The sequence below is a fragment of the Erwinia sp. QL-Z3 genome, assembly GCF_004551645.1.
GTDB classification, from domain to species: Bacteria; Pseudomonadota; Gammaproteobacteria; order Enterobacterales; family Enterobacteriaceae; genus Erwinia; species Erwinia billingiae.
Genome location: NZ_CP037950.1, coordinates 1,952,107 through 1,973,735, shown reverse-complemented (window position 1 = coordinate 1,973,735; position 21,629 = coordinate 1,952,107). Strand labels below are relative to the sequence as shown.

General features: G+C 54.7%; 22 protein-coding genes. 7 read left to right on the top strand and 15 right to left on the bottom strand.

Annotated elements, in window-relative coordinates:
- Window positions 1-389 precede the first annotated feature (389 nt).
- A complete protein-coding gene (locus tag E2F51_RS09655; RefSeq protein WP_013200509.1) occupies window positions 390-1,721 on the top strand; it encodes a hemolysin family protein in 1,332 nt (443 codons plus the stop codon).
- 45 nt (window positions 1,722-1,766) lie between these two features.
- Here the strand turns inward: E2F51_RS09655 and E2F51_RS09650 are convergent, their stop codons facing one another.
- Entirely contained in the window at window positions 1,767-1,973 is a 207-nt protein-coding gene (locus E2F51_RS09650) for a DUF1107 domain-containing protein (protein ID WP_013200508.1), read from the bottom strand.
- Window positions 1,974-2,289: 316 nt separating this feature from the next.
- Here E2F51_RS09650 and E2F51_RS09645 point away from each other — a divergent pair, with 316 nt between their 5' ends.
- A complete protein-coding gene (locus E2F51_RS09645) occupies window positions 2,290-2,847 on the top strand; it encodes a YtfJ family protein (protein ID WP_134823320.1) in 558 nt (185 codons plus the stop codon).
- 606 nt (window positions 2,848-3,453) lie between these two features.
- On the opposite strand, the gene cysQ is transcribed toward E2F51_RS09645, so the two are convergent.
- A complete protein-coding gene (gene cysQ, locus E2F51_RS09640) occupies window positions 3,454-4,194 on the bottom strand; it encodes a 3'(2'),5'-bisphosphate nucleotidase CysQ (RefSeq protein ID WP_134823319.1) in 741 nt (246 codons plus the stop codon).
- A 343-nt stretch (window positions 4,195-4,537) separates the two neighbouring features.
- Here cysQ and E2F51_RS09635 point away from each other — a divergent pair, with 343 nt between their 5' ends.
- Window positions 4,538-6,478 carry a bifunctional 2',3'-cyclic-nucleotide 2'-phosphodiesterase/3'-nucleotidase gene (locus E2F51_RS09635; RefSeq protein ID WP_134823318.1) on the top strand — a complete coding sequence of 647 codons (1,941 nt, stop codon included), beginning with the start codon at window positions 4,538-4,540 and terminating at the stop codon, window positions 6,476-6,478.
- Window positions 6,479-6,512: 34 nt separating this feature from the next.
- Here the strand turns inward: E2F51_RS09635 and fklB are convergent, their stop codons facing one another.
- The gene (gene fklB / locus E2F51_RS09630; protein ID WP_013200504.1) at window positions 6,513-7,133 is read right to left on the bottom strand and encodes an FKBP-type peptidyl-prolyl cis-trans isomerase; all 621 of its coding nucleotides are present in this window, start codon (window positions 7,131-7,133) and stop codon (window positions 6,513-6,515) included.
- A 300-nt stretch (window positions 7,134-7,433) separates the two neighbouring features.
- On the opposite strand from fklB, the gene E2F51_RS09625 reads away from it, so the two are divergent.
- The gene (locus tag E2F51_RS09625; RefSeq protein ID WP_134823317.1) at window positions 7,434-7,988 is read left to right on the top strand and encodes a LysM-like peptidoglycan-binding domain-containing protein; all 555 of its coding nucleotides are present in this window, start codon (window positions 7,434-7,436) and stop codon (window positions 7,986-7,988) included.
- Window positions 7,989-8,053: 65 nt separating this feature from the next.
- Here the strand turns inward: E2F51_RS09625 and rplI are convergent, their stop codons facing one another.
- Genes rplI through rpsF form a run of 4 tightly spaced genes read right to left on the bottom strand, consistent with a single transcriptional unit; the run spans window position 8,054 to window position 9,499 of the window.
- Complete coding sequence (gene rplI, locus E2F51_RS09620; RefSeq protein ID WP_013200502.1) at window positions 8,054-8,506, bottom strand: 50S ribosomal protein L9; 453 nt, start codon at window positions 8,504-8,506, stop codon at window positions 8,054-8,056.
- 41 nt (window positions 8,507-8,547) lie between these two features.
- On the bottom strand, window positions 8,548-8,775 hold the full coding sequence (rpsR, locus tag E2F51_RS09615) for a 30S ribosomal protein S18 (protein ID WP_004392491.1): 228 nt from the start codon (window positions 8,773-8,775) through the stop codon (window positions 8,548-8,550).
- Between the two features lie 4 nt (window positions 8,776-8,779).
- Window positions 8,780-9,097 carry a primosomal replication protein N gene (gene priB, locus E2F51_RS09610; protein ID WP_071822094.1) on the bottom strand — a complete coding sequence of 106 codons (318 nt, stop codon included), beginning with the start codon at window positions 9,095-9,097 and terminating at the stop codon, window positions 8,780-8,782.
- A 6-nt stretch (window positions 9,098-9,103) separates the two neighbouring features.
- Window positions 9,104-9,499 (bottom strand): 30S ribosomal protein S6, encoded by a 396-nt coding sequence (gene rpsF / locus E2F51_RS09605; protein ID WP_013200501.1) that lies wholly within the window; start codon window positions 9,497-9,499, stop codon window positions 9,104-9,106.
- 366 nt (window positions 9,500-9,865) lie between these two features.
- Between rpsF and E2F51_RS09600 the strand changes: the two genes are divergently transcribed.
- Window positions 9,866-10,075, top strand: a complete 210-nt coding sequence (locus E2F51_RS09600) for a hypothetical protein (RefSeq protein ID WP_041691874.1) — start codon at window positions 9,866-9,868, stop codon at window positions 10,073-10,075.
- A 35-nt stretch (window positions 10,076-10,110) separates the two neighbouring features.
- Here the strand turns inward: E2F51_RS09600 and yjfP are convergent, their stop codons facing one another.
- Entirely contained in the window at window positions 10,111-10,860 is a 750-nt protein-coding gene (gene yjfP, locus E2F51_RS09595; protein ID WP_134823316.1) for an esterase, read from the bottom strand.
- 166 nt (window positions 10,861-11,026) lie between these two features.
- On the opposite strand from yjfP, the gene E2F51_RS09590 reads away from it, so the two are divergent.
- Both E2F51_RS09590 and bsmA read left to right on the top strand, forming a co-directional pair.
- Window positions 11,027-12,961, top strand: a complete 1,935-nt coding sequence (locus tag E2F51_RS09590; protein ID WP_134823315.1) for a methyl-accepting chemotaxis protein — start codon at window positions 11,027-11,029, stop codon at window positions 12,959-12,961.
- 54 nt (window positions 12,962-13,015) lie between these two features.
- Window positions 13,016-13,339, top strand: coding sequence for a biofilm peroxide resistance protein BsmA (gene bsmA / locus E2F51_RS09585; RefSeq protein WP_134823314.1), 324 nt, complete (start codon window positions 13,016-13,018; stop codon window positions 13,337-13,339).
- Here the strand turns inward: bsmA and E2F51_RS09580 are convergent.
- From E2F51_RS09580 to hflC, 7 genes are all read right to left on the bottom strand, one after another.
- Window positions 13,316-14,944: an isovaleryl-CoA dehydrogenase gene (locus E2F51_RS09580; protein ID WP_106381849.1), complete on the bottom strand. Its 1,629-nt coding sequence runs from the start codon at window positions 14,942-14,944 to the stop codon at window positions 13,316-13,318. The genes bsmA and E2F51_RS09580 overlap by 24 nt on opposite strands.
- A gap of 101 nt (window positions 14,945-15,045) precedes the next feature.
- Window positions 15,046-15,783 (bottom strand): 23S rRNA (guanosine(2251)-2'-O)-methyltransferase RlmB, encoded by a 738-nt coding sequence (rlmB, locus tag E2F51_RS09575; RefSeq protein ID WP_134823313.1) that lies wholly within the window; start codon window positions 15,781-15,783, stop codon window positions 15,046-15,048.
- 55 nt (window positions 15,784-15,838) lie between these two features.
- Window positions 15,839-18,307, bottom strand: coding sequence for a ribonuclease R (gene rnr / locus E2F51_RS09570; protein ID WP_134823312.1), 2,469 nt, complete (start codon window positions 18,305-18,307; stop codon window positions 15,839-15,841).
- A 19-nt stretch (window positions 18,308-18,326) separates the two neighbouring features.
- The gene (nsrR, locus tag E2F51_RS09565) at window positions 18,327-18,764 is read right to left on the bottom strand and encodes a nitric oxide-sensing transcriptional repressor NsrR (RefSeq protein ID WP_013200495.1); all 438 of its coding nucleotides are present in this window, start codon (window positions 18,762-18,764) and stop codon (window positions 18,327-18,329) included.
- Window positions 18,765-18,957: 193 nt separating this feature from the next.
- Window positions 18,958-20,256 carry an adenylosuccinate synthase gene (locus tag E2F51_RS09560; RefSeq protein ID WP_013200494.1) on the bottom strand — a complete coding sequence of 433 codons (1,299 nt, stop codon included), beginning with the start codon at window positions 20,254-20,256 and terminating at the stop codon, window positions 18,958-18,960.
- A gap of 97 nt (window positions 20,257-20,353) precedes the next feature.
- The gene (locus tag E2F51_RS09555) at window positions 20,354-20,554 is read right to left on the bottom strand and encodes a DUF2065 domain-containing protein (protein ID WP_013200493.1); all 201 of its coding nucleotides are present in this window, start codon (window positions 20,552-20,554) and stop codon (window positions 20,354-20,356) included.
- A gap of 67 nt (window positions 20,555-20,621) precedes the next feature.
- Window positions 20,622-21,626, bottom strand: coding sequence for a protease modulator HflC (hflC, locus tag E2F51_RS09550; protein ID WP_013200492.1), 1,005 nt, complete (start codon window positions 21,624-21,626; stop codon window positions 20,622-20,624).
- Window positions 21,627-21,629: the final 3 nt, after the last annotated feature.

The window sequence follows — 21,629 nt, the reverse complement described above, 5'->3', positions numbered from 1 at the left end:
CCGTAAAGCCAAATTTATTAACTTATTGTGTGCAAAGTATCGACACGTTACAACACAGGATCGTGATCGAATGTTACTTCGGCACTCTCCTCAACCAGACTCGGATTAATCTCACCCAGCCCATCGCCGCAATTGTAAGCATGCGGCGGCACGGCTATAATCCTTTGCACAAGTCGTCTGACGGCTTGTTGACTGACTTCTGCCCCGGCAATCTTGCCGAACAGGCGCAGACATTTTTGGCACGGATAGCCGAGCTCTTATCACGGGACAGGATGTCCGCAGATCCTCAAACGCTGCCCAGGCCAAAAATGACAAGTAATTAAACTCAAGGCCGGTTCCGGGCACTTTCACCTGATCGTTACTGAATCGAGCCATTTTATGGATGTTTTATGTTAGACAGTTTGCTTGTCATCGTACTGCTGATTGCGATCAGCTCATTTTTCTCATTGTCAGAAATCTCGTTGGCTGCAGCCCGTAAAATCAAGCTGAAGCTGCTGGCGGATACCGGCAATATCAACGCGCAACGCGTGTTGAAGATGCAGGAAACACCCGGGATGTTTTTCACCGTGGTGCAAATCGGCCTGAACGCCGTGGCTATTTTAGGCGGTATTGTGGGCGACGCCGCCTTCTCTCCGGCATTTCGTTCTCTTTTTCTACGCTTCACCTCCCCGGAGCTGGCCGAGCAGCTGAGTTTTATCTGTTCATTCACCGTGGTGACCAGCCTGTTTATCCTGTTTGCTGACCTGTTCCCAAAACGTCTGGGGATGATCGCGCCAGAGCAAGTCGCGCTGAAGATCATCAACCCGATGCGTTTTTGTCTGTTTATCTTCCGTCCGCTGGTGTGGTTCTTTAACGGCGGCGCTAACATCATTTTCCGCCTGTTTAAAATCCCGCTGGTGCGTAAAGACGACATCACTTCCGATGATATCTACGCCATTGTGGAAGCGGGTGCGCTGGCTGGCGTGTTGCGTAAGCAGGAGCATGAGCTGATTGAAAACGTGTTTGAGCTGGAGTCACGCACCGTACCTTCTTCGATGACTTCCCGTGAGAACATCGTTTGGTTCAATTTGCACGAAGACGAAGACAGCCTGAAGGAAAAAATCGCTAATCATCCGCACTCCAAGTTCCTGGTGTGTAATGAAGATATTGACCATATCGTCGGCTATGTCGATTCGAAGGAGCTGCTGTTAAGGGTGCTGGGCCATCAGAGCATGGCGTTGAACAGCGGCGTGCAGATCCGTTCCGCGCTGATCGTGCCGGATACGTTAACGCTGTCAGAAGCGCTGGAAAGTTTCAAAACCGCCGGCGAAGACTTCGCGGTGATCATGAATGAGTACGCACTGGTGGTCGGCATTATCACGCTAAACGACGTGATGACCACTCTGATGGGCGATTTGGTCGGTCAGGGTATGGAAGAGCAGATTGTGGCCCGTGACGAGAATTCGTGGCTGGTTGAAGGCGGCACGCCGATTGATGACGTGATGCGCGTGCTGCATATCGATGAGTTCCCGCAGTCCGGTAACTACGAGACCATTGGCGGCTTTATGATGTTTATGCTGCGCAAGATCCCGAAACGCACCGACTTTGTGAAGTTCCACGGCTATAAGTTCGAAGTGGTGGATATCGACAGCTATCGTATCGATCAGCTGTTGGTGACGCGGATTGATGCCCGTCCAACCACGGCGGCGTCGGTGTTAACGCCGGTGCCGGAAGAGTCGTAGCGGGAAGCAGGAAACAGAAAGGCGCGAGAATTCGCGCCTTATTTTTTAGTTAAATTCGGTTTGTAATCGCAGTACCTGGCGGTTCACTTCTGACATCACGCTGTAATGCTGTTTATCTTTAACGCGTGGGATCAAGATTTTGCCTTTATCGAACTCAAATGCGCCTACGTCTTTGATGTATATCCTGCCGCGAAACAGTGTTTTTACGTATTTGGCCACCTGCAGCGGATTATATCGCTGAAAGATCTTCATGCTGGTAATACTCCTGAAAAAGATATGTGCGCTGCGTCGTGTCCAATTTCGGTACGAATCCTTGCAGCGCAAAGTGGATTCACTATAGACCAACATCGCCTTCCTGAAGTCCGAAAACCGACTTTTTTTCCTGTTTTTACACATCATGACAGTACAGACTGCCTGCAGGTTATGTCGAAACAGTATAAACCTTCAATTGAAAGGGATTTGTGCTGTGTGTTGCAAAGATGTTATTCCGATGCGACAGCAGCATCTTCTGCGCTTATTATTGCAGGAACATGACTAACTGGTCGGATCACATCAAAAGGTCGAGTCCATGAATACCGTTCGCTTATTTTTTGTTCTTATCGCGCTGTGTTTCTCCTCATTTGCCGGCGCACATGGTTTTGCAGAAGGGCAACGCGTGCCTGCCGTGGGCATCACGGATAAAGGTGAGCTGGTGTTGAAGCAGGAGGATTTCAGTTATCAGAACTGGAACAGTGCAAAGCTGCCGGGCAAGGTGCGGGTGATCCAGCATATTGCCGGGCGCTCTTCTTCCAAGGAGAAGAATGCGGCGTTGATTGAAGCCATTAAGTCGGCGAAGTTTCCGCATGATCGTTATCAGACCACCACCATCGTCAACACCGACGATGCGATCCCCGGCACCGGGATGTTCGTTCGCAGCAGCATCGAGAACAACAAGAAGCAGTTTCCGTGGTCGCAGTTCATCGTCGACAGCAACGGCGTGGCCAAAAAGGCCTGGCAGTTGGATGATGCCGGATCGGCGATTGTGGTGTTGGATAAATACGGCAAGGTACGCTTCGCCAAAGACGGTGCGCTGACGCAGGATGAAGTGAAGAACGTGGTGGCACTGGTACATAAGTTATTGGAGTGAGGCGCGGGTTAAGTCAAAACCGGCTTAGTGGTCAGGCGTCAGCATAGAGCGCGTTGTTCAGGTCAAAACCGGCTCAGTGGTATGGCGTCAGCATAGAGCGCGTTGTTCAGGTCAAAACCGGCTCAGTGGTAAGGCGTCAGCATAGAGCACGTTGTTCAGGTCAAAGGCTGCTCGGGTGGTAAGGCGTCAGCATAGAGCGCGTTATCCGAGACGCCGTGAATCCATCCCTGGAGGCTTGGCTGCGGCATCCCTGCCGCAGACACTCGGCTAACGCGCTCTATGCCGCCACCCAATAGCATTGGTGTCGTTGAGTGGCTTGGTGGACGCACACGTCAAAAGCAGGTTGTTGGGTGGGTTTTGAAGTCTGTTGCCCGATAAGAACAGGCAACGCTGAAGCTTTGGGGAAGGGAGAGAAGGTTGATAGCGAGTCTTCGGCGACAGGTATGTCGCCGCTGAGCCCCCAGGGATGGGTTTACGGCGTCTTTGCGTTCAACCTTCTCTCCCTGAGCTTGCCACAAGTTTCCACAGACGACTTGCTATCTCCCTGCGACAAACTCAGCTGAACCTACCGCCAGAACATCCAGATGACTCGCGCAATAACACCAATCAGAACAGCGAAACGCGGAAGCCTAGGTTGAGGAAGGATTCGCGCGGCGTGTAGTCGAGTGTTTTGCCCTTCCAGTCATGCACGTAAGCACCGGCAGCGATGGCGACCGCGTGACCGGCGCCGGTGTCCCAGATATTGGTTGGTCCGAAGCGGGGATAAAGCTGCGCTTTGCCTTCTGCCACCAGGCAGAACTTCAGCGAGGAGCCGATGGCCGTGGTCTGGTGCTCACCTAACTGGCTTAAATAGTCTTCCAGCTCGGTGTCTGAATGGGAGCGGCTGACGACCACCAGAGGCGGATGCGCTTCACGCACCTGAATCTGCTCGTGATGACCGCCCTCATCTTTCCATGCCTTACCGTCAGCAGCGGAATACATTACCTGCAGCACCGGCGCGTACACCACACCCAGCACCGGCTTGCCGTTTTCGATTAGCGCGATATTGACGGTAAACTCGCCGTTGCGCTTAATGAATTCCTTGGTGCCGTCCAGCGGATCCACCAGCCAGTAACGCTGCCAGTGCTGACGCTCATCCCAACCCGCCGGATCTTCTTCCGACAGTATCGGGATTTCCGGGGAGAGGTCGGTCAGCCCCTGAACAATCACGTTATGAGCTGCAATATCCGCCGCCGTCACCGGCGAATCATCGGACTTGTGAGCCACATCCATCGGTGCCTGTCCGTCATACACCTTCATGATTGCATCGCCTGCTTCCCTGGCCAGCTGGCAAATTTTGTCTAACATTTTCCACCTCTTGATTAGCATCTTGATGCCGGACTCTGCCGGCAGGTGTTACGTATCAGGCCGCCTTTTTTACAGCTAAAAACCTCTACTGATCATAGCAGCTGAATTTTAGCCGCCTGTCGCGCTGCGGGCCAGGCCCGCTGATTTCGACAGATTAGGTAAAAAGTTGACCTTATTTATCAACAGCATAATTCATTTTCTCTCGCGGAACCCCCTGTTTATCCCGCCAGGGTCATAAGAGGTAAATATTTGTGGCAGATCACAGTTATGTGAGACACACGTAACAGTTTCATAAAAATTTGAGATGTTAGGGAGTGATGGCATCGAAATTTACGGAGAAATGATGATTAAGCCTGTTTATACCCTCGCAGCATTGCTGGTTGCGACCTCACTGCATGCGGCCACGGTGGATTTTCGCCTGCTGGAAACCACCGATTTGCACAGCAATATGATGGACTTTGACTATTACAAAGACACGCCCACCGAGAAATTTGGCCTGGTGCGAACCGCTACGCTGATTGACGCCGCGCGCAAAGAAGCAACCAACAGCGTGCTGGTTGACAACGGCGATATTATTCAGGGAAGTCCGCTTGGCGATTATATGGCGGCTAAAGGCCTGCAGCAGGGTGAAGTGCATCCGGTGTATAAAGCGATGAATACCCTCGATTATACCGTCGGCAACCTTGGAAACCACGAATTCAACTATGGCCTGGACTACCTGCATAAAGCGATTAGCGGCGCGCGGTTCCCGTATATCAACGCCAACATCATTGATGTCAAAACCGGCAAGCCGCTGTTCACCCCTTATTTGATTAAGGAGGTCGAGGTCACGGACCGTGACGGGAAAAAACATACGCTGAAGGTCGGCTATATCGGCTTTGTGCCGCCGCAAATTATGGTCTGGGACAAAACCAACCTGACCGGTAAAGTCACGGTGAATGACATTACCGAAACCGCCCGCAAGTGGGTGCCGGAAATGCGCAAAGCCGGTGCCGATCTGGTCGTCGCGATTCCGCACTCCGGACTGTCTGGCGATCCGTATAAGGCGATGGCCGAAAACTCCGTCTACTACCTCAGCCAGGTGCCGGGGATTGATGCAATCCTGTTTGGTCATGCGCATGCGGTGTTCCCGAGCGCCGACTTTGCCAGCATTAAAGGCGCTGACATCAAACAGGGGACGCTGAACGGCATTCCAGCCGTCATGCCCGGCATGTGGGGCGATCACCTCGGTGTGGTCGATCTGGTGCTGGATAATCAGCAGGGGCACTGGCAGGTCAGCAGCGCGAAGGCCGAAGCGCGCCCGATTTACGACAAGACAGCGAAAAAATCGCTGGCGGCGGAAGATCAGGCCTTGCTGAAGGTGATGAAGCACGATCACGATGCCACCCGCGAGTTTGTCAGCAAGCCTATCGGCAAGTCGGCGGATGTGATGTACAGCTATCTGTCACTGGTGCAGGACGATCCGACCGTGCAGATTGTGAATAACGCCCAGCGCGACTACGTGCAGCGCTATATTCAGGGCGATCCGGATCTGGCTAACCTGCCGGTACTGACGGCAGCCGCGCCGTTTAAAGCCGGTGGCCGCAAGAACGATCCCGCCAGTTATGTGGAAGTGGAAAAAGGACAGCTGACCTTCCGTAATGCCGCCGATCTGTATCTTTATCCTAATACGCTGGTCGTGATGAAAGTCAGTGGCAAAGAGGTTAAAGAGTGGCTGGAGTGCTCCGCCGGCCAGTTCAATCAGATTGATAGCCACAGCAGCAAACCGCAGTCGCTGATTAACTGGGATTTCCGCACCTATAACTTTGATGTGATTGATGGCGTTAATTACCGCATTGATGTCACCCAACCGGCGAAATACGACGCCGAGTGTCAGCCGCTCAATGCCGATGCCTCACGTATCAAAGATCTGACCTACAACGGCAAAGCCATCGATCCGCAGGCGACGTTCCTGGTGGCCACCAATAACTACCGCGCGTATGGCGGCAAGTTCGCCGGAACCGGTGAAAGCCATATTGCCTTCGCCTCGCCGGATGAGAACCGCTCGGTAGTGGCGGCGTATATCAGCGCGCAGACCAAAGCGCAGGGAGAAGTGAAACCGCAGGCGGATAATAACTGGAAGCTGGCGCACATTGAGAGTGCCACGCCGCTGGATATTCGCTTTGAAACCTCACCAGGTGAGAAAGCCGCTCAGTTTATTCGCGAGCACGCGCAGTATCCGTTACAGCAGAAAGGGACTGATGAGGTGGGGTTTGCCGTTTATCAGCTAGATTTGCAGAAATAATGATGAGTGGGCCAGGCGTCCCTGGCCCGAAATCTTACAGGATTTCTAACAACTCAACTTCAAATACCAGGGTGCTGAATGGCGGGATAGAGGCACCCGCACCACGCTCACCGTAAGCCAGCTCATGAGGGATAACCAGCTCCCATTTGGAACCCACTGGCATCAGCGTCAGCGCTTCAATCCAGCCTGGGATAACGCCGCTAACCGGGAACTCAGCCGGCTCGCCACGCTGTACAGAGCTGTCGAACACGCTGCCATCGATCAGTTTACCGGTGTAATGCACGCGTACGCGATCCTGACGGGATGGGATAGCACCCTCGCCCTGCGCAATCACGCTGAACTGTAAACCAGACTCGGTGCTGCTCACGCCTTCACGCTTGATATTGTCTTGCAGGAATTTCTGACCTTCTACTGCCATTTCCTGCTGGCGCTCACGACGCACGGCATCAGCACGCTCATGAACTTCACGCAGCGCACGGTGAACAACGTCAACAGGTACAGCAGGGGCGTTCCCTTCCAGCGCATCGCGCAGGCCTGCCAGCAATGCTTCTGGCTGCAGACCCTGCAGTCCAGATTCCAGCAGCTGCTGGCCAACCTGTAAACCGATACCGTAACTTGCTTGCGCTTCTACGCTGTCAAAAGAAGGGGTAGTCATGGAATTTCCTTTCATCATTGATAAAAACAGAAGACGAAGCATAACAGCGCAGGCAACGGGCGTAAAATGGCATCTTCTTCAGGTGACTTTTGCTGGCTAAAAGGAAACAATACGCGGATCCCACGGGCGGAATAAACTCCGCACGCACAATGCGTTATCAGCTATATTTTAGTCGAGGTCAAAATGGGCCATCTTGCCCGCAGGCGAAGGAAAAGCCAGTCGCTTTCTCTAAACGGGTGGTTTCACCGGATAGCAAAAAGCTCACTATTTGCGCGTGGTTCGCGCCAGGAGGATGACGCAATGCCCAAAGCGTCTTCAGCATCACGAGTACCCCACGTCTTCCGCCAGATCTGGCACCTGCCGGATTCCGTCCGCTGGATGGACCCGCTGCCGCCGGGCCATCGTCGGGGGATCGTTCTCGCTATCATTTTGATATTACTGGCGTTCCTCTGGCCAGCGCCCTCGCCTGTGCAGCCGCAAAGGCCCATCACGGCTGACTCGTCGTCCGGAACAGAGGTGCCGATGCAGGCGGAGATTAACGACCAGCAGCCGGAAACGCCTCAGGCGCCGGCGAAAACCAGCAATGATTCTCAGGGCACCTGGCACAGCTATCAAATCGCATCCGGCCAGACGCTGGCGCAGCTGTTCCGCGACAATAATTTAGCCGTGAATGATGTGTTCGCGATGGCGCGGGTGGAAGGCGACGATAAGCCGCTGAGTAATCTGAAAACCGGTCAGGCAGTGCGTGTGCGTCAGAATGCGCAGGGCGTGGTGAATGGATTAACGGTAGATACGGATAACGGGCAGATTTTGTTTACCCGCCAGCCAGACGGATCCTTTATTCGCGCGCAATAAAGCCCGATCGACAAAAACAAAAACGCCGGCACGTGGCCGGCGTTTTTATGCGGTAGCGTTAGCGATTAAGCTGCTGAAACCACGTTTACAATCAGTTTTGCCAGCACATCGCTGTGAACCTGGAACTCAACTTCATGCTCACCGGTAGTACGCAGAACGCCGTTCGCCAGGCGAACTTCGCTCTTGTTCACTTCAACGCCAGCTGCAGTAACTGCATCAGCGATGTCGCGAGCACCGATGGAACCGAACAGTTTACCTTCGTCGCCTGCTTTAGACGCGATGGTAACGTTGCCCAGTGCGTTGATTTTCTCAGCACGTGCATTAGATGCAGCCAGAACGTCAGCTTGTTTAGCTTCCAGTTCTGCACGACGTGTTTCGAAGAACTCAACGTTTTTCTTGGTAGCAGGAACAGCTTTGCCCTGTGGTACCAGGAAGTTACGAGCGTAGCCCGCTTTAACGTTAACCTGGTCACCCAGGTTACCGAGGTTTGCTACTTTATCAAGCAGAATAACTTGCATTACCTTATCCTCTTAAAGTCGTTAATAGACAGCGGCCGATATTACTGATGACGATCAGTGTATGGCAGCAGGGACAAGTAGCGAGCGCGCTTGATGCAGCGGGCCAGCTGACGCTGGTATTTTGCACGAGTACCGGTAATACGGCTCGGGACAATTTTACCACTTTCGGTAACGTAGTTTTTCAGCGTAGCGATATCTTTGTAATCAATCTCTACAACGCCTTCCGCGGTGAAACGGCAGAACTTGCGACGACGGAAATAACGTGCCATTAGGCTAGTCTCCAGAATCTATCAATTCAATCTGCTCGGCATGCAACACCGTCTTATTCAGTCCATTACGCCCTTGATGGCTGCTAATGAAACCTGAAACGGTGAGAGGCGTGCCGACCGTTATACTTTGAGTAATGTGCTGATGCGCTTTGCCGCTAATAATGACCGGCATACGACACCAGGCTTGCCGGGTAAAACCGGCTTCCACCTGCTCGGAACGGTGCTCAAGCACGAACTGGCAATGTGGAATACCTGACGGGCTCACTTTACGCGTCGGTGTCTTGCACACGGTGCCAGACAACGTCAGCCGATTAGCCGTCACGGTAAATTACTCTTCAGAATCCCCAGCATCTGCATCATCAGAGGTTTCGTTAGCAAAATCTTCGCGACGATCACGACGCTCATCTTTCGCTTTAACCATCGGAGATGCTTCAGTTACCGCGTGCTTAACGCGCATAACCATGCTGCGGATAACGGCGTCGTTGAAGCGGAAGTTAGTTTCCAGCTCATCGATCACTTCCTGCGGAGCTTCTACGTTCAGCAGAACGTAATGTGCTTTGTGCAGTTTGTTGATCGGGTAAGCCAGCTGACGACGGCCCCAGTCTTCCAGACGGTGAATCGTGCCTTCTGCACCAGTGATAGCACCAGTGTAACGCTCGATCATGCCAGGAACCTGTTCGCTCTGGTCAGGGTGTACCATAAATACGATTTCGTAATGACGCATCGAATTTGCTCCTTACGGATTATTCAGCCTCCTGTCAGGGTCAGCCGCGGCCCATGGAAGCAAGGAACGTGTATGTTTGAGCGGCTGAAAAAATTGACGCGTAATCATACTGGCGGGGCCGGAAAAACTCAAGGTAATGTCGGGGCGGGGAGTAAATAATTTGTCAATTTCGCGGCCAGGCACAGGGGCATTCTGTGCTAACTGAATAAGATCATCAGCTTAACCGAAAAGTCGTTCAAAAAAGTTGATCTAAAACAGCAAGAATTACTAATACCTTTTAAGTTGCGGTGGGCTAAACTATACAGGTTGCTTATGACACGACCCTGACGTCCGCGTCAGACGGTATTACCAGATTGTGGAGTTATTATGAAAACCATCGCAATCGCCTCCTTACTAGGTCTCTTCCTTTCCACATCCGCCTTTGCCATTTCGACCGGCACCGAGCAGCAGGTGAAAAGCTACACCAGCAATGCGGCGAACAGTTATGTCTATATTAACCGGATACCTTCTCCGTTAGACAAAACATCGCATAAAGCCCCAACTACCGCAGCAGAGCGACTGTCCAAACAGTTGTAGCGGTGAAGGGTCCCGGGCTTCCCCGGGGACTTGCCTTATAAATGATGCTTAAAAAACGCCGCTATCGCTGTCAGTGCTGGCGGAGTGATGCGATGCCCGATGCCGCTTTCAACGATATACGTCAGATTCGCATCGAGCTTCGCTTCGCGCATCGCTTTTTCTAACCTGACGCTCTCTGCGGCAGGCACCACCTCATCCGCTTCGCCATGCCAGACCAGCAACGGTCGGTTAGCCAGTTTTTCCAGCTGCCCGCTGACGTCATACTCCGCTAACGGCGCCAGTCGGTCTGCCAGTTCCTTTTTCTGCTCGGCGGTTTTGGCCACCAGCGGCGGGAACAGCGTGTGCGACAACGACATAAAATAGCCCGATCCCATCATGCAGGCGACGCAGGCAATCTGGTCGTAACGGGCCATCGATCCCAGCGCGGTCATGCCGCCCATCGAGGCGCCGGCCACCGCAAACTTGCCCTCTTCAATCAGATGCTGCTGGCGTAATGCCGCCTCAATCCGTGGCACCTCATCAATATTGCTTTTCAGGATCTCCCAAAAACGGGTCAGCCGGAATTCCGTGTCGCCGTTATACCGCGCACCGTGCATATCAGCATCCGGCATCACCACCCGGAAACCGGCCTTAGCCAGCTCGACGGCAAAATAGGCGTACACCTCTTTTGAAGAGGTGAAGCCATGCCAGAACAAAATGGTCGGTAAGGGCGTGTGGCGTTTACCGGCGGGCGTGGCGTGCAAACAGTCGATGCCGGCAAAAGATTCGGTAGCAATCTCAATCATTAAGCCTCCATGGAAAACAGGGTGGACTGACAGGGCGCCAGCGGATTGCGATGGAATTTGAGTTTATTATCTAAACCGTTAGCCTGCTCACAAAATTAAAAACTAAATGTTTCAGGTCTGTTGCCGTTAACCGATGCAAGCCCCTTAAACCTTCAACAGGCCTCCCATGAAAAAACTCTCATTCAGGCGCTGGAGCCTTGGCGTCAAGCTCTCGGTGATCACCTCATTCAGTGTCGCCATATTGTTCCTGATCCTGACGCTGGCGCTGACCCACAATGCGGCAAAACAGCTGCAGGCGTTGACCCAGGAAAATATGGATAACCAGGTCAGCGGCATTGGCGATATGGCGTCGATGTTTGACAGTACGCTTAGCGAAGAAGTCGCCAATTACACCGCGCTGTTCCAGAGCTTCTTACCGAAGCGTTTTTCCGTGGACGACAGCCAGCAAATCACCGTTGGCACAGAGCAGACCCCTACGTTACGCGCCGGGCTGAAAACCCTTAACCTCGATCAGGTGCTGGTTGATGATTTCCAGCAGCGTACCGGCGCCATCTCCACCATTTTTGTGCGCATGGGCGACGACTTTATGCGTATTTCCACTTCTCTGCGTAAGCAGGACGGCGAACGGGCGATCGGCACCCGGCTGGATCACACCAGCCCGGCCTGGAAGCTGATGCAGAAAGGAGAAATCTATCAGGGCGTAAGCATGCTGTTCGGCAAGCGCTATATCACCCAGTATCAGCCGGTAAAAGACAGCGAAGGCAAGGTGATTGCCATCCTGTTTGTCGGCGTGGACATTACCAAGCAGTATGCCGAAATTCGCCAGAAGGTGCTTGCCAAGAAACTGGGCGAAACCGGCCATTTTGTGGTGCTGGACAATGCGGCCGGTAAAAATCACGGCAACTTCGTGTTCCACCCAACGGAGGAAGGCAAGCAGCCACGCTGGTCAGACGCGGTTCAGCAGCAGCTGTTAACGCAGGATAAGGGCACGCTGGAAGCGGAAGGCGAAGATGGCAGCCGCCAAATCATGACCTGGCGCCATCTGCCGGAGTGGAACTGGGTGATCCTCGGCGAAGTGAACAAGGCCAGCCTGCTGGCGCCGATCGATCAGACCCGCGATCTGTTCCTGCTGATTGGCGCTGCGCTGGTGCTGCTATTTGCCCTCGGCTTTGTGATCACTACCCGCCACTGGCTGAGCAAGCCGCTGCAGGAAGTGATCGAACTGGCGCGTCATTATTCGGCAGGCAACCTGCAGGCGACGCTGACCACCCAACGCCATGATGAAGTCGGTCAGCTGATCCTGGCCATCAATGGTATTGGCGACGGGCTGGAGCGGATTGTTTCGCAGGTCCGCGCAGCCGCAGAAGAGATCAGCAGCGGGACGGATGCCATTGCGCTGAGCAGCGAGAACATCAGCGAACAGATCTCCCGCCAGGCCAGCAGCGTGGAAGAAACCTCTGCCAGCATGGAGCAGTTAAGTGCGACCGTGGCGCAGAACGCCGCTAACGTCTCTGAGGCGCTGACGCTGGTCGATGAAGCCTCTGCGGTGGTGCAAAACGGCGGCGAGACCGTGTCGCGCTCCGTAGTCACCATGACGGATATTAAAAGCGCCTCGCAGAGCATTGCCGACATCACCCACGTGATTGAATCGATTGCCTTCCAGACCAATATCCTGGCGCTGAACGCGGCGGTGGAAGCGGCACGGGCGGGTGAGCATGGCAAAGGTTTTGCGGTGGTGGCGGCCGAAGTGCGTGCGCTGGCACAACGCAGTGCGCATGCGGCGAAAGAGATCGACGGACTGATTGAAAACTCGCTAAGCAAAGTGGTTCAGGGGCACGATCTTTCTGAGCAGACCCGCAAGGCGATGGAGGATATCGTGGGTCGCATTGGTCAGGTGAAGGTGCTGATGAGTGAGATTAATATCGCCTCGAAAGAGCAGTCCGCCGGAATTGGTCAGGTCAACATTGCCATGAACCAGATCGGTCAGGCGACGCACCAGAACACCGAGCTGGTGTCGACCTCTGAACAGACCGCCCACGAACTGAGCCGCAAAGGGCACCATCTGACTCAGCTGGTGAGTGTATTTACGCTGAAAGGCTAATAATCACGGTGGGATAGCTTACACTATGAGCTATCCCACTGCTGAGATCGCATTATGAGCCGGTTACTGACAATCCTTTTGGTTTTGCTGACCGTTGGCTGTAGCCAGTTACAAACCCAACCTAAACCACCACCCCCGCCCACTTCACACGCGCAGGAAGTCACGCGCGCGCAAAGCCTTAACCTGCGAAAAATCGGCACCATCAGCGTCAATGAGCGCGGTTCCCCGGATGATGCGCAACGCGCGATTGCCGCGAAGGCCAATGCAGCGGGGGCAACCTATTACTATATCCAGCTGGTCAGTGAGACGATAATGCCTGGGCTCTGGTACTCCAGCGCGATCCTTTATGGCCCTTCAGCCACCGCTGGCGCGCAATAACAGCCGTTCCGCCACCGTTTCGGGCAGCCGGGAAAACCCTCTGCGATCCAGCATCTGGCGGCACCAGGCATCCGCCAGCGCAGGTTCCAGCTGGGTCATCACCTGTACGCCGCATGCCAGCGCGAATAAGCCTTCAGTCAGGTTGCGTGCCTGCGCTTCCTGCGGTTTGCCGGCAGCAAGCTTGATCTGACGCCATAAGCTGTCGAAGTGGCGGTTCTGCCCTTTCACCGCGTCGAATTCTGCTGACAGCATCTCCCGGACGCCAGGCTGTTTGCTCAGCACCCTGAGCACATCAAGGCACATCACGTTTCCCGAACCTTCCCAGATGCTATTCACCGGCATTTCACGGTAGATGCGCGGTAGCTCGCTCTCTTCGCAATAGCCAATACCGCCGAGCACTTCCATCGACTCGGCCACAAAGCCGATGCCGCGTTTGCAGACGACATATTTGGCAGCAGGCGTAAAAAGCCGGCTGAAAAGTTTCTCCGACGCCGTGGCTTGATGGGACCAGGCCCGCGCCAGCCGCATCAGCATCGCCGTTTGTCCTTCCAGCACCAGCGCCTGGGAAGCTAACAGCTGCCGCATCAGCGGTTGATCAACGAGGTTTTTCCCCAACACCTGACGATGATGCGCGTGATACAGCGCGACCGAGAAGGCGCGGCGCATCATGGCGTGGCTGCCTAACGCGCAGTCAAAACGGGTATAGCCGCCCATTTTCAGGATCTGCCTGATGCCTTCGCCCTCTTCACCAATCAACCAGCCGCTGGCGGCCAAAAATTCCACTTCACTGCTGGCATTGGAGCGATTGCCGAGCTTTTCTTTCAGCCGTTCGATATGCACCGCATTTTTCTCGCCACCCGGTAGCAGTCGCGGCAGGAAAAAGCAGGATAGCCCGCCTTTTGCCTGCGCCAGAACCAGATGCGCGTCGCTTTGCGGCACCGAGAAAAACCATTTATGGCCGGTGAGTCGATAGCATTCTCCGCTCCCGCGTGAGGCGACGGGCTCAGCGCGCGTGGTATTGCTGAGCACATCGGTGCCGCCTTGTTTTTCGGTCATTCCCATGCCGATCAGCAGCCCTCTTTTCAGCGGCGCCTCTTTGATGTGCGCATCATAACGATCGGACAGTAAGGGCGGCAGCCAGTCGGCAAAGGCCGCTGGCAGGTGTTTCTGTAATAACGGAATGGCACCGAAGGTCATGGTAACCGGACAGAGGCTGCCCGATTCGACCTGGGCGTGCAGCATAAAGCGCGCCGCACGGGCAACGAAAGCCGTCTCCGGGGCGTTATCCAGCCAGGGAAGGTTATGCACGCGATTGGCCGTCAACCCCTGCATCAGCAGATGCCAGGCCGGGTGGAAGCGCACATCATCCAGCCGTTCGCCGCAGGGATCGTAACGCAGCAGTTCGGGCGGAGAGCTGTTGGCTAGCCGGCCCAGTTCCAGTGATTCGGCACTGCCCAACTGCTGCCCGACCGACGCCAGAAGATCGCCATCCCAACCCGCACCTTCACGAAGCACGGCATCACGCAGAGGGGAGTCAGAAAGAAACAGGTTGCTGTTCGCCAGAGGGAGAGGTTGATTAAAAACGGTATGCGTTTTCCAGTTCATCGCGGCATCCTTATCATTAGCACTCATTCAGTATGAGAGACAGACAGGAACTGGGGGGATAAAGAAGGGAAATTCGGGGCGCAGGTCACGCCCCGGAGAGATTACTTACTGCTGCGCTGACGCACCGCTTCGAACAGGCAGACGCCGGTTGCCACAGAAACGTTCAGCGACGACACGCTGCCAGACATCGGAATGCTGATCAGCTCATCGCAGTGCTCGCGGGTCAGGCGACGCATGCCCTCACCTTCTGCACCCATCACCAGCGCCATCGGGCCGGTCATTTTGCTCTGGTACAGATTGTGATCGGCTTCACCGGCGGTACCGACAATCCACACGTTAGCATCCTGCAGAACGCGCATGGTGCGGGCCAGGTTCGTCACGGTGATCAGCGGAACATGCTCTGCCGCGCCGCTTGCCACTTTTTTGACGGTGGCATTCAGCTGGGCAGAACGATCGCGCGGAACAATCACCGCGTGAACGCCCGCCGCATCGGCGCTGCGCAGGCAGGCACCGAGGTTATGCGGATCGGTAATGCCATCAAGGATCAGCAGGAACGGCGAGTCCAGGCTTTCCAGCAGATCGGGCAGGTCGCTTTCCTGATACTGACGGCCAGGCTTCACCCGCGCCACGATCCCCTGATGCACGCCGCCTTCGACCTGGCTGTCCAGCCACTGACGGTTAGCGATCTGCACCACAATGCCCTGGGCTTCCAGCTCTTTGATCAGCGGTTGCAGGCGCTTGTCATCACGCCCTTTGAGGATAAACACTTCCTGAAAGCGCTGAGGACTGCTGTCGAGCAGCGCCTTTACGGCGTGAATACCAAATACAATTTCACTCATTAATCTGTTACTCAATTAATCTTGTTAGGCCATGACTGCGATGCCGGATAATCGCTTATGCCGGATTGTCAGTCTTTTTCTTCGCCGCACGACGTGACCGGGTTCCGGACGCGATTTTACGCGTTTTGTCTGACGGTTTTCTCGGCTTTTTGTCTTTTTTGGCACCCGCATCGGCTGTAGCCGCGGTTTCCTGGCTCTTCGGCGCACGGAAAGAAGTGTCCGGCTCAAAGGTGCCTTTTTTGCCCTGGTCGCGACGGCGCTTGCCGCTATTCTGCGAGGCAGGTTTCTTGGCGCGATCGCGCTCGGTTTTGCCTTCGCCACGCGGTTTACGGCTGCTGGAAATCATCGCGAAATCAATTTTCCGCTCATCCATGTGTACCGCTTCAACCCGCACTTCTACGGTATCGCCAAGGCGATAGGCTTTGCCGCCGGATTCGCCGATCAGACGCTGACCCACCGCATCGAAACGGTAGTAATCGTTGTCGAGGGTGGAGACATGCACCAGGCCATCGATAAACAGATCGGTCAGGCGGACAAAGAAGCCAAAGCCGGTGACGCTGGAGATCACACCGGTAAAGGTTTCACCCACCTGATCCTGCATAAAGTCGCATTTCAGCCAGTCGGCAACATCACGCGTGGCTTCATCGGCACGACGTTCCGTCATTGAGCAGTGCTGGCCCAGTTGCAGCATCTGCGGCATTTCGTAGTGGTAGCCGCCGGTTGGCGTAGTGATACTGCCTTCCGCCAGCGTGCCGTTCTCTTTCGCCAGCAGGTACTTAATCGCACGGTGCAGCAGCAGATCCGGGTAACGACGGATAGGCGACGTGAAGTGCGCATACGACGCCAGAGCCAGACCAAAGTGGCCACGGTTTTCCGGGTCGTAAACCGCCTGCTTCATCGAGCGCAGCAGCATGGTTTGCAGCATTTCTGCATCCGGACGGCTGGAGAGTTGCTTAAGCAGCTCGGCGTAATCCAGTGGATGCGGTTTGTTGCCGCCACCAAGCGTCAGGCCCAGCTCGTTCAGCACCGAGCGGAAGCTCTTGATGTTCTCTTCACCAGGACGGTCATGGTCACGGAACAGGGCTGGCTCGTTGTTTTTCTCAACGTAGCGGGCAGAGGCGATGTTCGCGAGGATCATGCACTCTTCAATCAGCTTGTGCGCATCGTTGCGGGAAACCTGCTCAACGCGTTCAATGCGGCGATCGGCATTGAAGACAAATTTGGCTTCGTCAGTTTCGAAGGAGATACCGCCACGCTGTTCGCGCGACTTTTCCAGCACCAGATACATGCGGTGCAGCTCTTCCAGGTCTTTGACCAGCGGCTGGTATTGTTCACGCAGCTCCTGGTTGCCCTGCAGAATGCTCCACACTTTGTTATAGGTCAGACGCGCCCACGAGTTCATTACCGCTTCGTAGTGCTTATAGCCCGTCAGCTTACCGGTTGAGGAGATGGTCATCTCACAGACCATACACAGACGGTCTACCTGCGGGTTCAGAGAACACAGGCCGTTAGAGAGCACTTCCGGCAGCATCGGTACAACCTGCGAAGGGAAGTAGACCGATGTCCCGCGGTTAACCGCTTCGTCATCCAGCGGCGTACCAGGGCGAACGTAATAGCTCACATCGGCAATCGCCACCCACAGACGCCAGCCGCCGCCACGTTTTCTTTCACAGAAAACGGCGTCATCGAAGTCACGCGCATCTTCACCATCAATGGTGACCAGCGGCAGATCGCGCAGATCCACACGTCCGGCTTTGGCTTCTTCCGGCACTTCTTCTTTCAGCTTCGAAATCTGCTGTTCCAGCTCCGGTGACCAGGAGTGAGGAATGTCATGAGTACGCAGCGCCATTTCCACGGCCATGCCGGTGCCCATGTTATCGCCCAGCACTTCGACCACTTTACCCACGGCTTTGCTGCGGCGGGTTGGACGCTGAACCAGCTCCACGACCACCACAAAGCCCATGCGGGCACCCATCAGATCTTCTGGTGGGATCAGGATATCGAAGCTCAGACGGCTGTCATCAGGCACCACAAAGCCGACGCCGGCTTCGGTGAAGTAGCGACCGACGATCTGGTTGTTACGTGGCTCAAGCACCCGGACGACACGGGCTTCGCGGCGACCTTTACGGTCTGCGCCCATCGCCTGCGCCAGGATGATGTCGCCGTGCATGCACATTTTCATCTGATCGGCAGACAGGTACAGGTCGTCTTTGCTGCCTTCAATACGCAGGAAGCCGAAGCCATCGCGGTGGCCGATCACCTTTCCGCGCAGCAGGTCCAGGCGTTCTGGCAGGGCATAGCACTGGCGACGGGTGAAGACCAGCTGGCCATCACGTTCCATCGCCCGCAGACGGCGGCGCAGCGCTTCGGTCTGCTCTTCGTCTGAAATTGACAGTTCGGCTGCCAGCTCTTCACGGCTGGCCGGTTTTTCGCGTTTATCCAGATGGGCTAAAATAAACTCGCGACTTGGAATGGGATTGTCATATTTTTCTGCTTCCCGTTCCTTAAATGGATCTTTTGACATAGCGGTTCCTCCGTTGTCATCAACTGCTGAGTGAAGGTTGTTCAACCAGCAATAATTTGTAGAGCGGATGGTTGTCTTCCAGCAGATCTGCCAGGGTATAGCCATCCAAAACGGCCAGAAAACTCTGGACCGCATCATAGAGCGCCTTCTTAAGGCGACAGGCCGGACTAATGAGACAGGGTTGGCAATTCACCAACTGTAGCGGCTCCATTTCCCGAACGACCTGGCCAATCACAATCTCTGACGCTGGCTTGCCTAAACGGATCCCGCCGTTCTTTCCGCGCACCGCGGCGACGTAACCTGCCCGACTAAGTTGATTGATGATTTTGACCATATGATTACGCGAGACACCGTAAGCCTCTGTTACTTCGGTAATGCTGGCCATCTGGCCTGCCGGTAAGGCGGCCAGGTAGATCAGCGCACGTAAACCATAATCGGTGAAACTTGTTAGCTGCACAGTAACCTCGAAAGCTCGACCGACTGCCAGAAGCGCTGCCGTAATCCGCTCATAAATGAGTGTGTTATCAATGATGATAAACCAGCCTGCGTATTCGAGGCCATTTTATTTAAGCAAGCGTTGATAAAGAGAAAACAAGGTGGGAAGCGCAGGCGGATAGAGTAAGGCCGGGCATTGCCCGGCCTCAGATAACTTATGCGTCAAACGGGTCGCGCAGGATCATTGTCTCGCTACGATCCGGGCCGGTAGAGATGATATCTATCGGTACGCCAGTTACTTCTTCTACACGCTTGATGTAGTCAAGCGCGGCCTGTGGCAGGCCATCCAGCGTTTTCACGCCGAAAGTGGTCTCAGACCAGCCAGGCATGCTTTCGTAGATTGGCTCGATGCCTTCCCAGCCTTCTGCTGCCAGCGGCGTGGTGGTCACTTCGCGGCCATCCGGCATACGGTAAGCGACACAGATTTTCACTTCTTTCAGGCCATCCAGCACGTCCAGTTTGGTCATGCAGAAGCCAGAAAGGGAGTTAATCTGTACGGCACGACGCACGGCAACCGCATCCAGCCAACCGGTACGGCGACGACGGCCCGTTGTGGCACCGAATTCGTTACCCTGCTTGCACAGGAACTCGCCGGTTTCGTCGAACAGCTCAGTCGGGAATGGACCTGCGCCAACGCGGGTTGAGTAGGCTTTTACAATGCCCAGCACGTAATCCACATAACGTGGACCGATGCCGGAACCTGTTGCCACGCCACCTGCGGTGGTGTTGGACGAAGTCACGTACGGATAGGTGCCGTGGTCGATGTCCAGCAACGTACCCTGCGCACCTTCAAACATGATCAGGTCGCCACGCTTACGCGCACCGTCCAGCAGTTCAGAAACGTCCACAACCATGCCGGTCAGGATGTCGGCAATCGCCAGCGTATCGCTCAACACTTTGTCGTAGTCGACGGCGTCTTCTTTGTAGTAGTTCACCAGCTGGAAGTTGTGATATTCCATCACGTCTTTCAGCTTAGCGGCGAAGGTTTCCTTGTTGAACAGGTCACCCACACGCAGACCACGACGGGCCACTTTATCTTCGTAAGCCGGGCCAATACCGCGACCGGTGGTGCCGATGGCTTTCGCACCGCGCGCTTTCTCACGTGCCACGTCCAGTGCAACGTGGTATTCCAGGATCAGCGGGCAGGCTTCAGAAATAAACAGACGTTCACGTACCGGGAAGCCGCGATCTTCCAGACCTTTCATCTCTTTCATCAGCGCAGCCGGAGACAGCACAACACCGTTGCCGATGATGCTGGTCACGTTTTCACGCAGAATACCTGATGGAATTAAATGGAGGACGGTTTTCTCACCGTTGATGACTAGCGTATGGCCAGCGTTATGGCCGCCCTGATAACGAACAACGTATTTTGCACGTTCAGTCAGGAGGTCAACAATCTTACCTTTACCTTCGTCACCCCATTGGGTGCCCAGTACGACGACGTTCTTACCCATTTCTCAAAATCACCGATTGCTTAAAAATGGATTCTACCACCGTAAAACCCGTCTTTCAGCTCTTTTAGCATACGATTGCGGACTTTTTTCCCAGATTTCACCCGCCGCTATGCGAACTGATCATGTAGTAGATCACCGCACCGGCCACCACAAGGCCACCACCAAAACGCCGTAACAGCGTGTCAGGCAATTGCGCCATCGATAAAATCATCCGCCGCCACATGCGCGGCAGCAGTACCGGGCCCAGGCCTTCCAAAACCAGCACTAACGCCAGCGCCATCCAAATGGTTGGGTTCATTATGTTTTCCGCTACAGACAATAAAAAAGGGGCCGGATAATCCGGCCCCTCGTTTTATAGCAGATTCTTAACGGGTGGCGTTAGAAGGCGATTTCATAAAGCGGAAGAAATCACTGTCCGGGCTCAGCACCATCACATCCTGATTGCTCTTGAAGCTATTATCGTAAGCACGCAGGCTACGGATAAAGGCGTAGAAGTCAGGATCCTGGCTAAACGCATCAGCAAACAGTTTCGCTGCTTCTGCATCCCCTTCACCGCGGGTCATCAGGCCGGTACGCTGCGCTTCTGCCAGCGTACGCGTCACTTCGTAATCCGCCGTTGCACGCAGTTTCTCAGCTTCTTCCTGACCCTGTGAACGCTGGCTACGGGCGACAGACTCACGCTCTGCACGCATACGTGCGTAGATTGCGTCTGACACTTCGGTAGGCAGGTTGATCTGCTTGATACGCACATCAACAACCTGAATACCTAACGCCGCCATACTGTTCGGGTTGATAGCCGGTTCGTTGCTGGTCGTTTCACGCTCCACACGGGCGGCTGCTGAGGCAATCGCATCATCTGCTGCTGGCGTGGCGATTTCATCGTCCTGGCCTGCACTACCGGTATTCAGTGCATCACGCACATCGGTGGTCAGACGGCCACGAGAATCGGTAACGATGTCCTTCACGTCCAGACGACCGATTTCAGAACGCAAACGGTCACTGAATTTACGTTTCAACAGCACTTCTGCCTGGGAGACGTCGCCGCCGCCGGTGGCCAGATAGTAACGGCTGAAGTCGCTGATGCGCCATTTGATATAGGAATCAACGATCAGGTCTTTCTTCTCTTTGGTGACGAAACGGTCGGCCTGGTTATCCATGGTCTGGATACGGGCGTCCAGCGACTTCACGGATTCCAGGAATGGGATCTTGAAGTGCAGACCTGGTGCGTACACCAGCGGTTTGTTTTCGCTATCACGCAGGACTTTACCAAAGCGCATGACGATGCCGCGCTGGCCTTCCTGTACCACAAACAGTGACGCGTACAGCACCACCAGCACAACAATCAATACGACGATTAATGGCTTACGCATCGC

Bases quoted from the DNA above. Each gene is read 5' to 3' on its own strand.
- E2F51_RS09655 (WP_013200509.1), top strand. From the start codon at position 390: ATGTTAGACAGTTTGCTTGTCATCGTACTGCTGATTGCGATCAGCTCA.
- rnr (WP_134823312.1), bottom strand. From the start codon at position 18,307: ATGTCAAAAGATCCATTTAAGGAACGGGAAGCAGAAAAATATGACAAT.
- rpsR (WP_004392491.1), bottom strand. From the start codon at position 8,775: ATGGCACGTTATTTCCGTCGTCGCAAGTTCTGCCGTTTCACCGCGGAA.
- E2F51_RS09600 (WP_041691874.1), top strand. From the start codon at position 9,866: ATGAAAACCATCGCAATCGCCTCCTTACTAGGTCTCTTCCTTTCCACA.
- E2F51_RS09555 (WP_013200493.1), bottom strand. From the start codon at position 20,554: ATGAACCCAACCATTTGGATGGCGCTGGCGTTAGTGCTGGTTTTGGAA.
- E2F51_RS09635 (WP_134823318.1), top strand. From the start codon at position 4,538: ATGATTAAGCCTGTTTATACCCTCGCAGCATTGCTGGTTGCGACCTCA.
- rlmB (WP_134823313.1), bottom strand. From the start codon at position 15,783: ATGAGTGAAATTGTATTTGGTATTCACGCCGTAAAGGCGCTGCTCGAC.
- fklB (WP_013200504.1), bottom strand. From the start codon at position 7,133: ATGACTACCCCTTCTTTTGACAGCGTAGAAGCGCAAGCAAGTTACGGT.
- rplI (WP_013200502.1), bottom strand. From the start codon at position 8,506: ATGCAAGTTATTCTGCTTGATAAAGTAGCAAACCTCGGTAACCTGGGT.
- bsmA (WP_134823314.1), top strand. From the start codon at position 13,016: ATGAGCCGGTTACTGACAATCCTTTTGGTTTTGCTGACCGTTGGCTGT.
- cysQ (WP_134823319.1), bottom strand. From the start codon at position 4,194: ATGTTAGACAAAATTTGCCAGCTGGCCAGGGAAGCAGGCGATGCAATC.
- E2F51_RS09645 (WP_134823320.1), top strand. From the start codon at position 2,290: ATGAATACCGTTCGCTTATTTTTTGTTCTTATCGCGCTGTGTTTCTCC.
- E2F51_RS09625 (WP_134823317.1), top strand. From the start codon at position 7,434: ATGCCCAAAGCGTCTTCAGCATCACGAGTACCCCACGTCTTCCGCCAG.
- hflC (WP_013200492.1), bottom strand. From the start codon at position 21,626: ATGCGTAAGCCATTAATCGTCGTATTGATTGTTGTGCTGGTGGTGCTG.
- E2F51_RS09560 (WP_013200494.1), bottom strand. From the start codon at position 20,256: ATGGGTAAGAACGTCGTCGTACTGGGCACCCAATGGGGTGACGAAGGT.
- E2F51_RS09590 (WP_134823315.1), top strand. From the start codon at position 11,027: ATGAAAAAACTCTCATTCAGGCGCTGGAGCCTTGGCGTCAAGCTCTCG.
- yjfP (WP_134823316.1), bottom strand. From the start codon at position 10,860: ATGATTGAGATTGCTACCGAATCTTTTGCCGGCATCGACTGTTTGCAC.
- rpsF (WP_013200501.1), bottom strand. From the start codon at position 9,499: ATGCGTCATTACGAAATCGTATTTATGGTACACCCTGACCAGAGCGAA.
- E2F51_RS09580 (WP_106381849.1), bottom strand. From the start codon at position 14,944: ATGAACTGGAAAACGCATACCGTTTTTAATCAACCTCTCCCTCTGGCG.
- E2F51_RS09650 (WP_013200508.1), bottom strand. From the start codon at position 1,973: ATGAAGATCTTTCAGCGATATAATCCGCTGCAGGTGGCCAAATACGTA.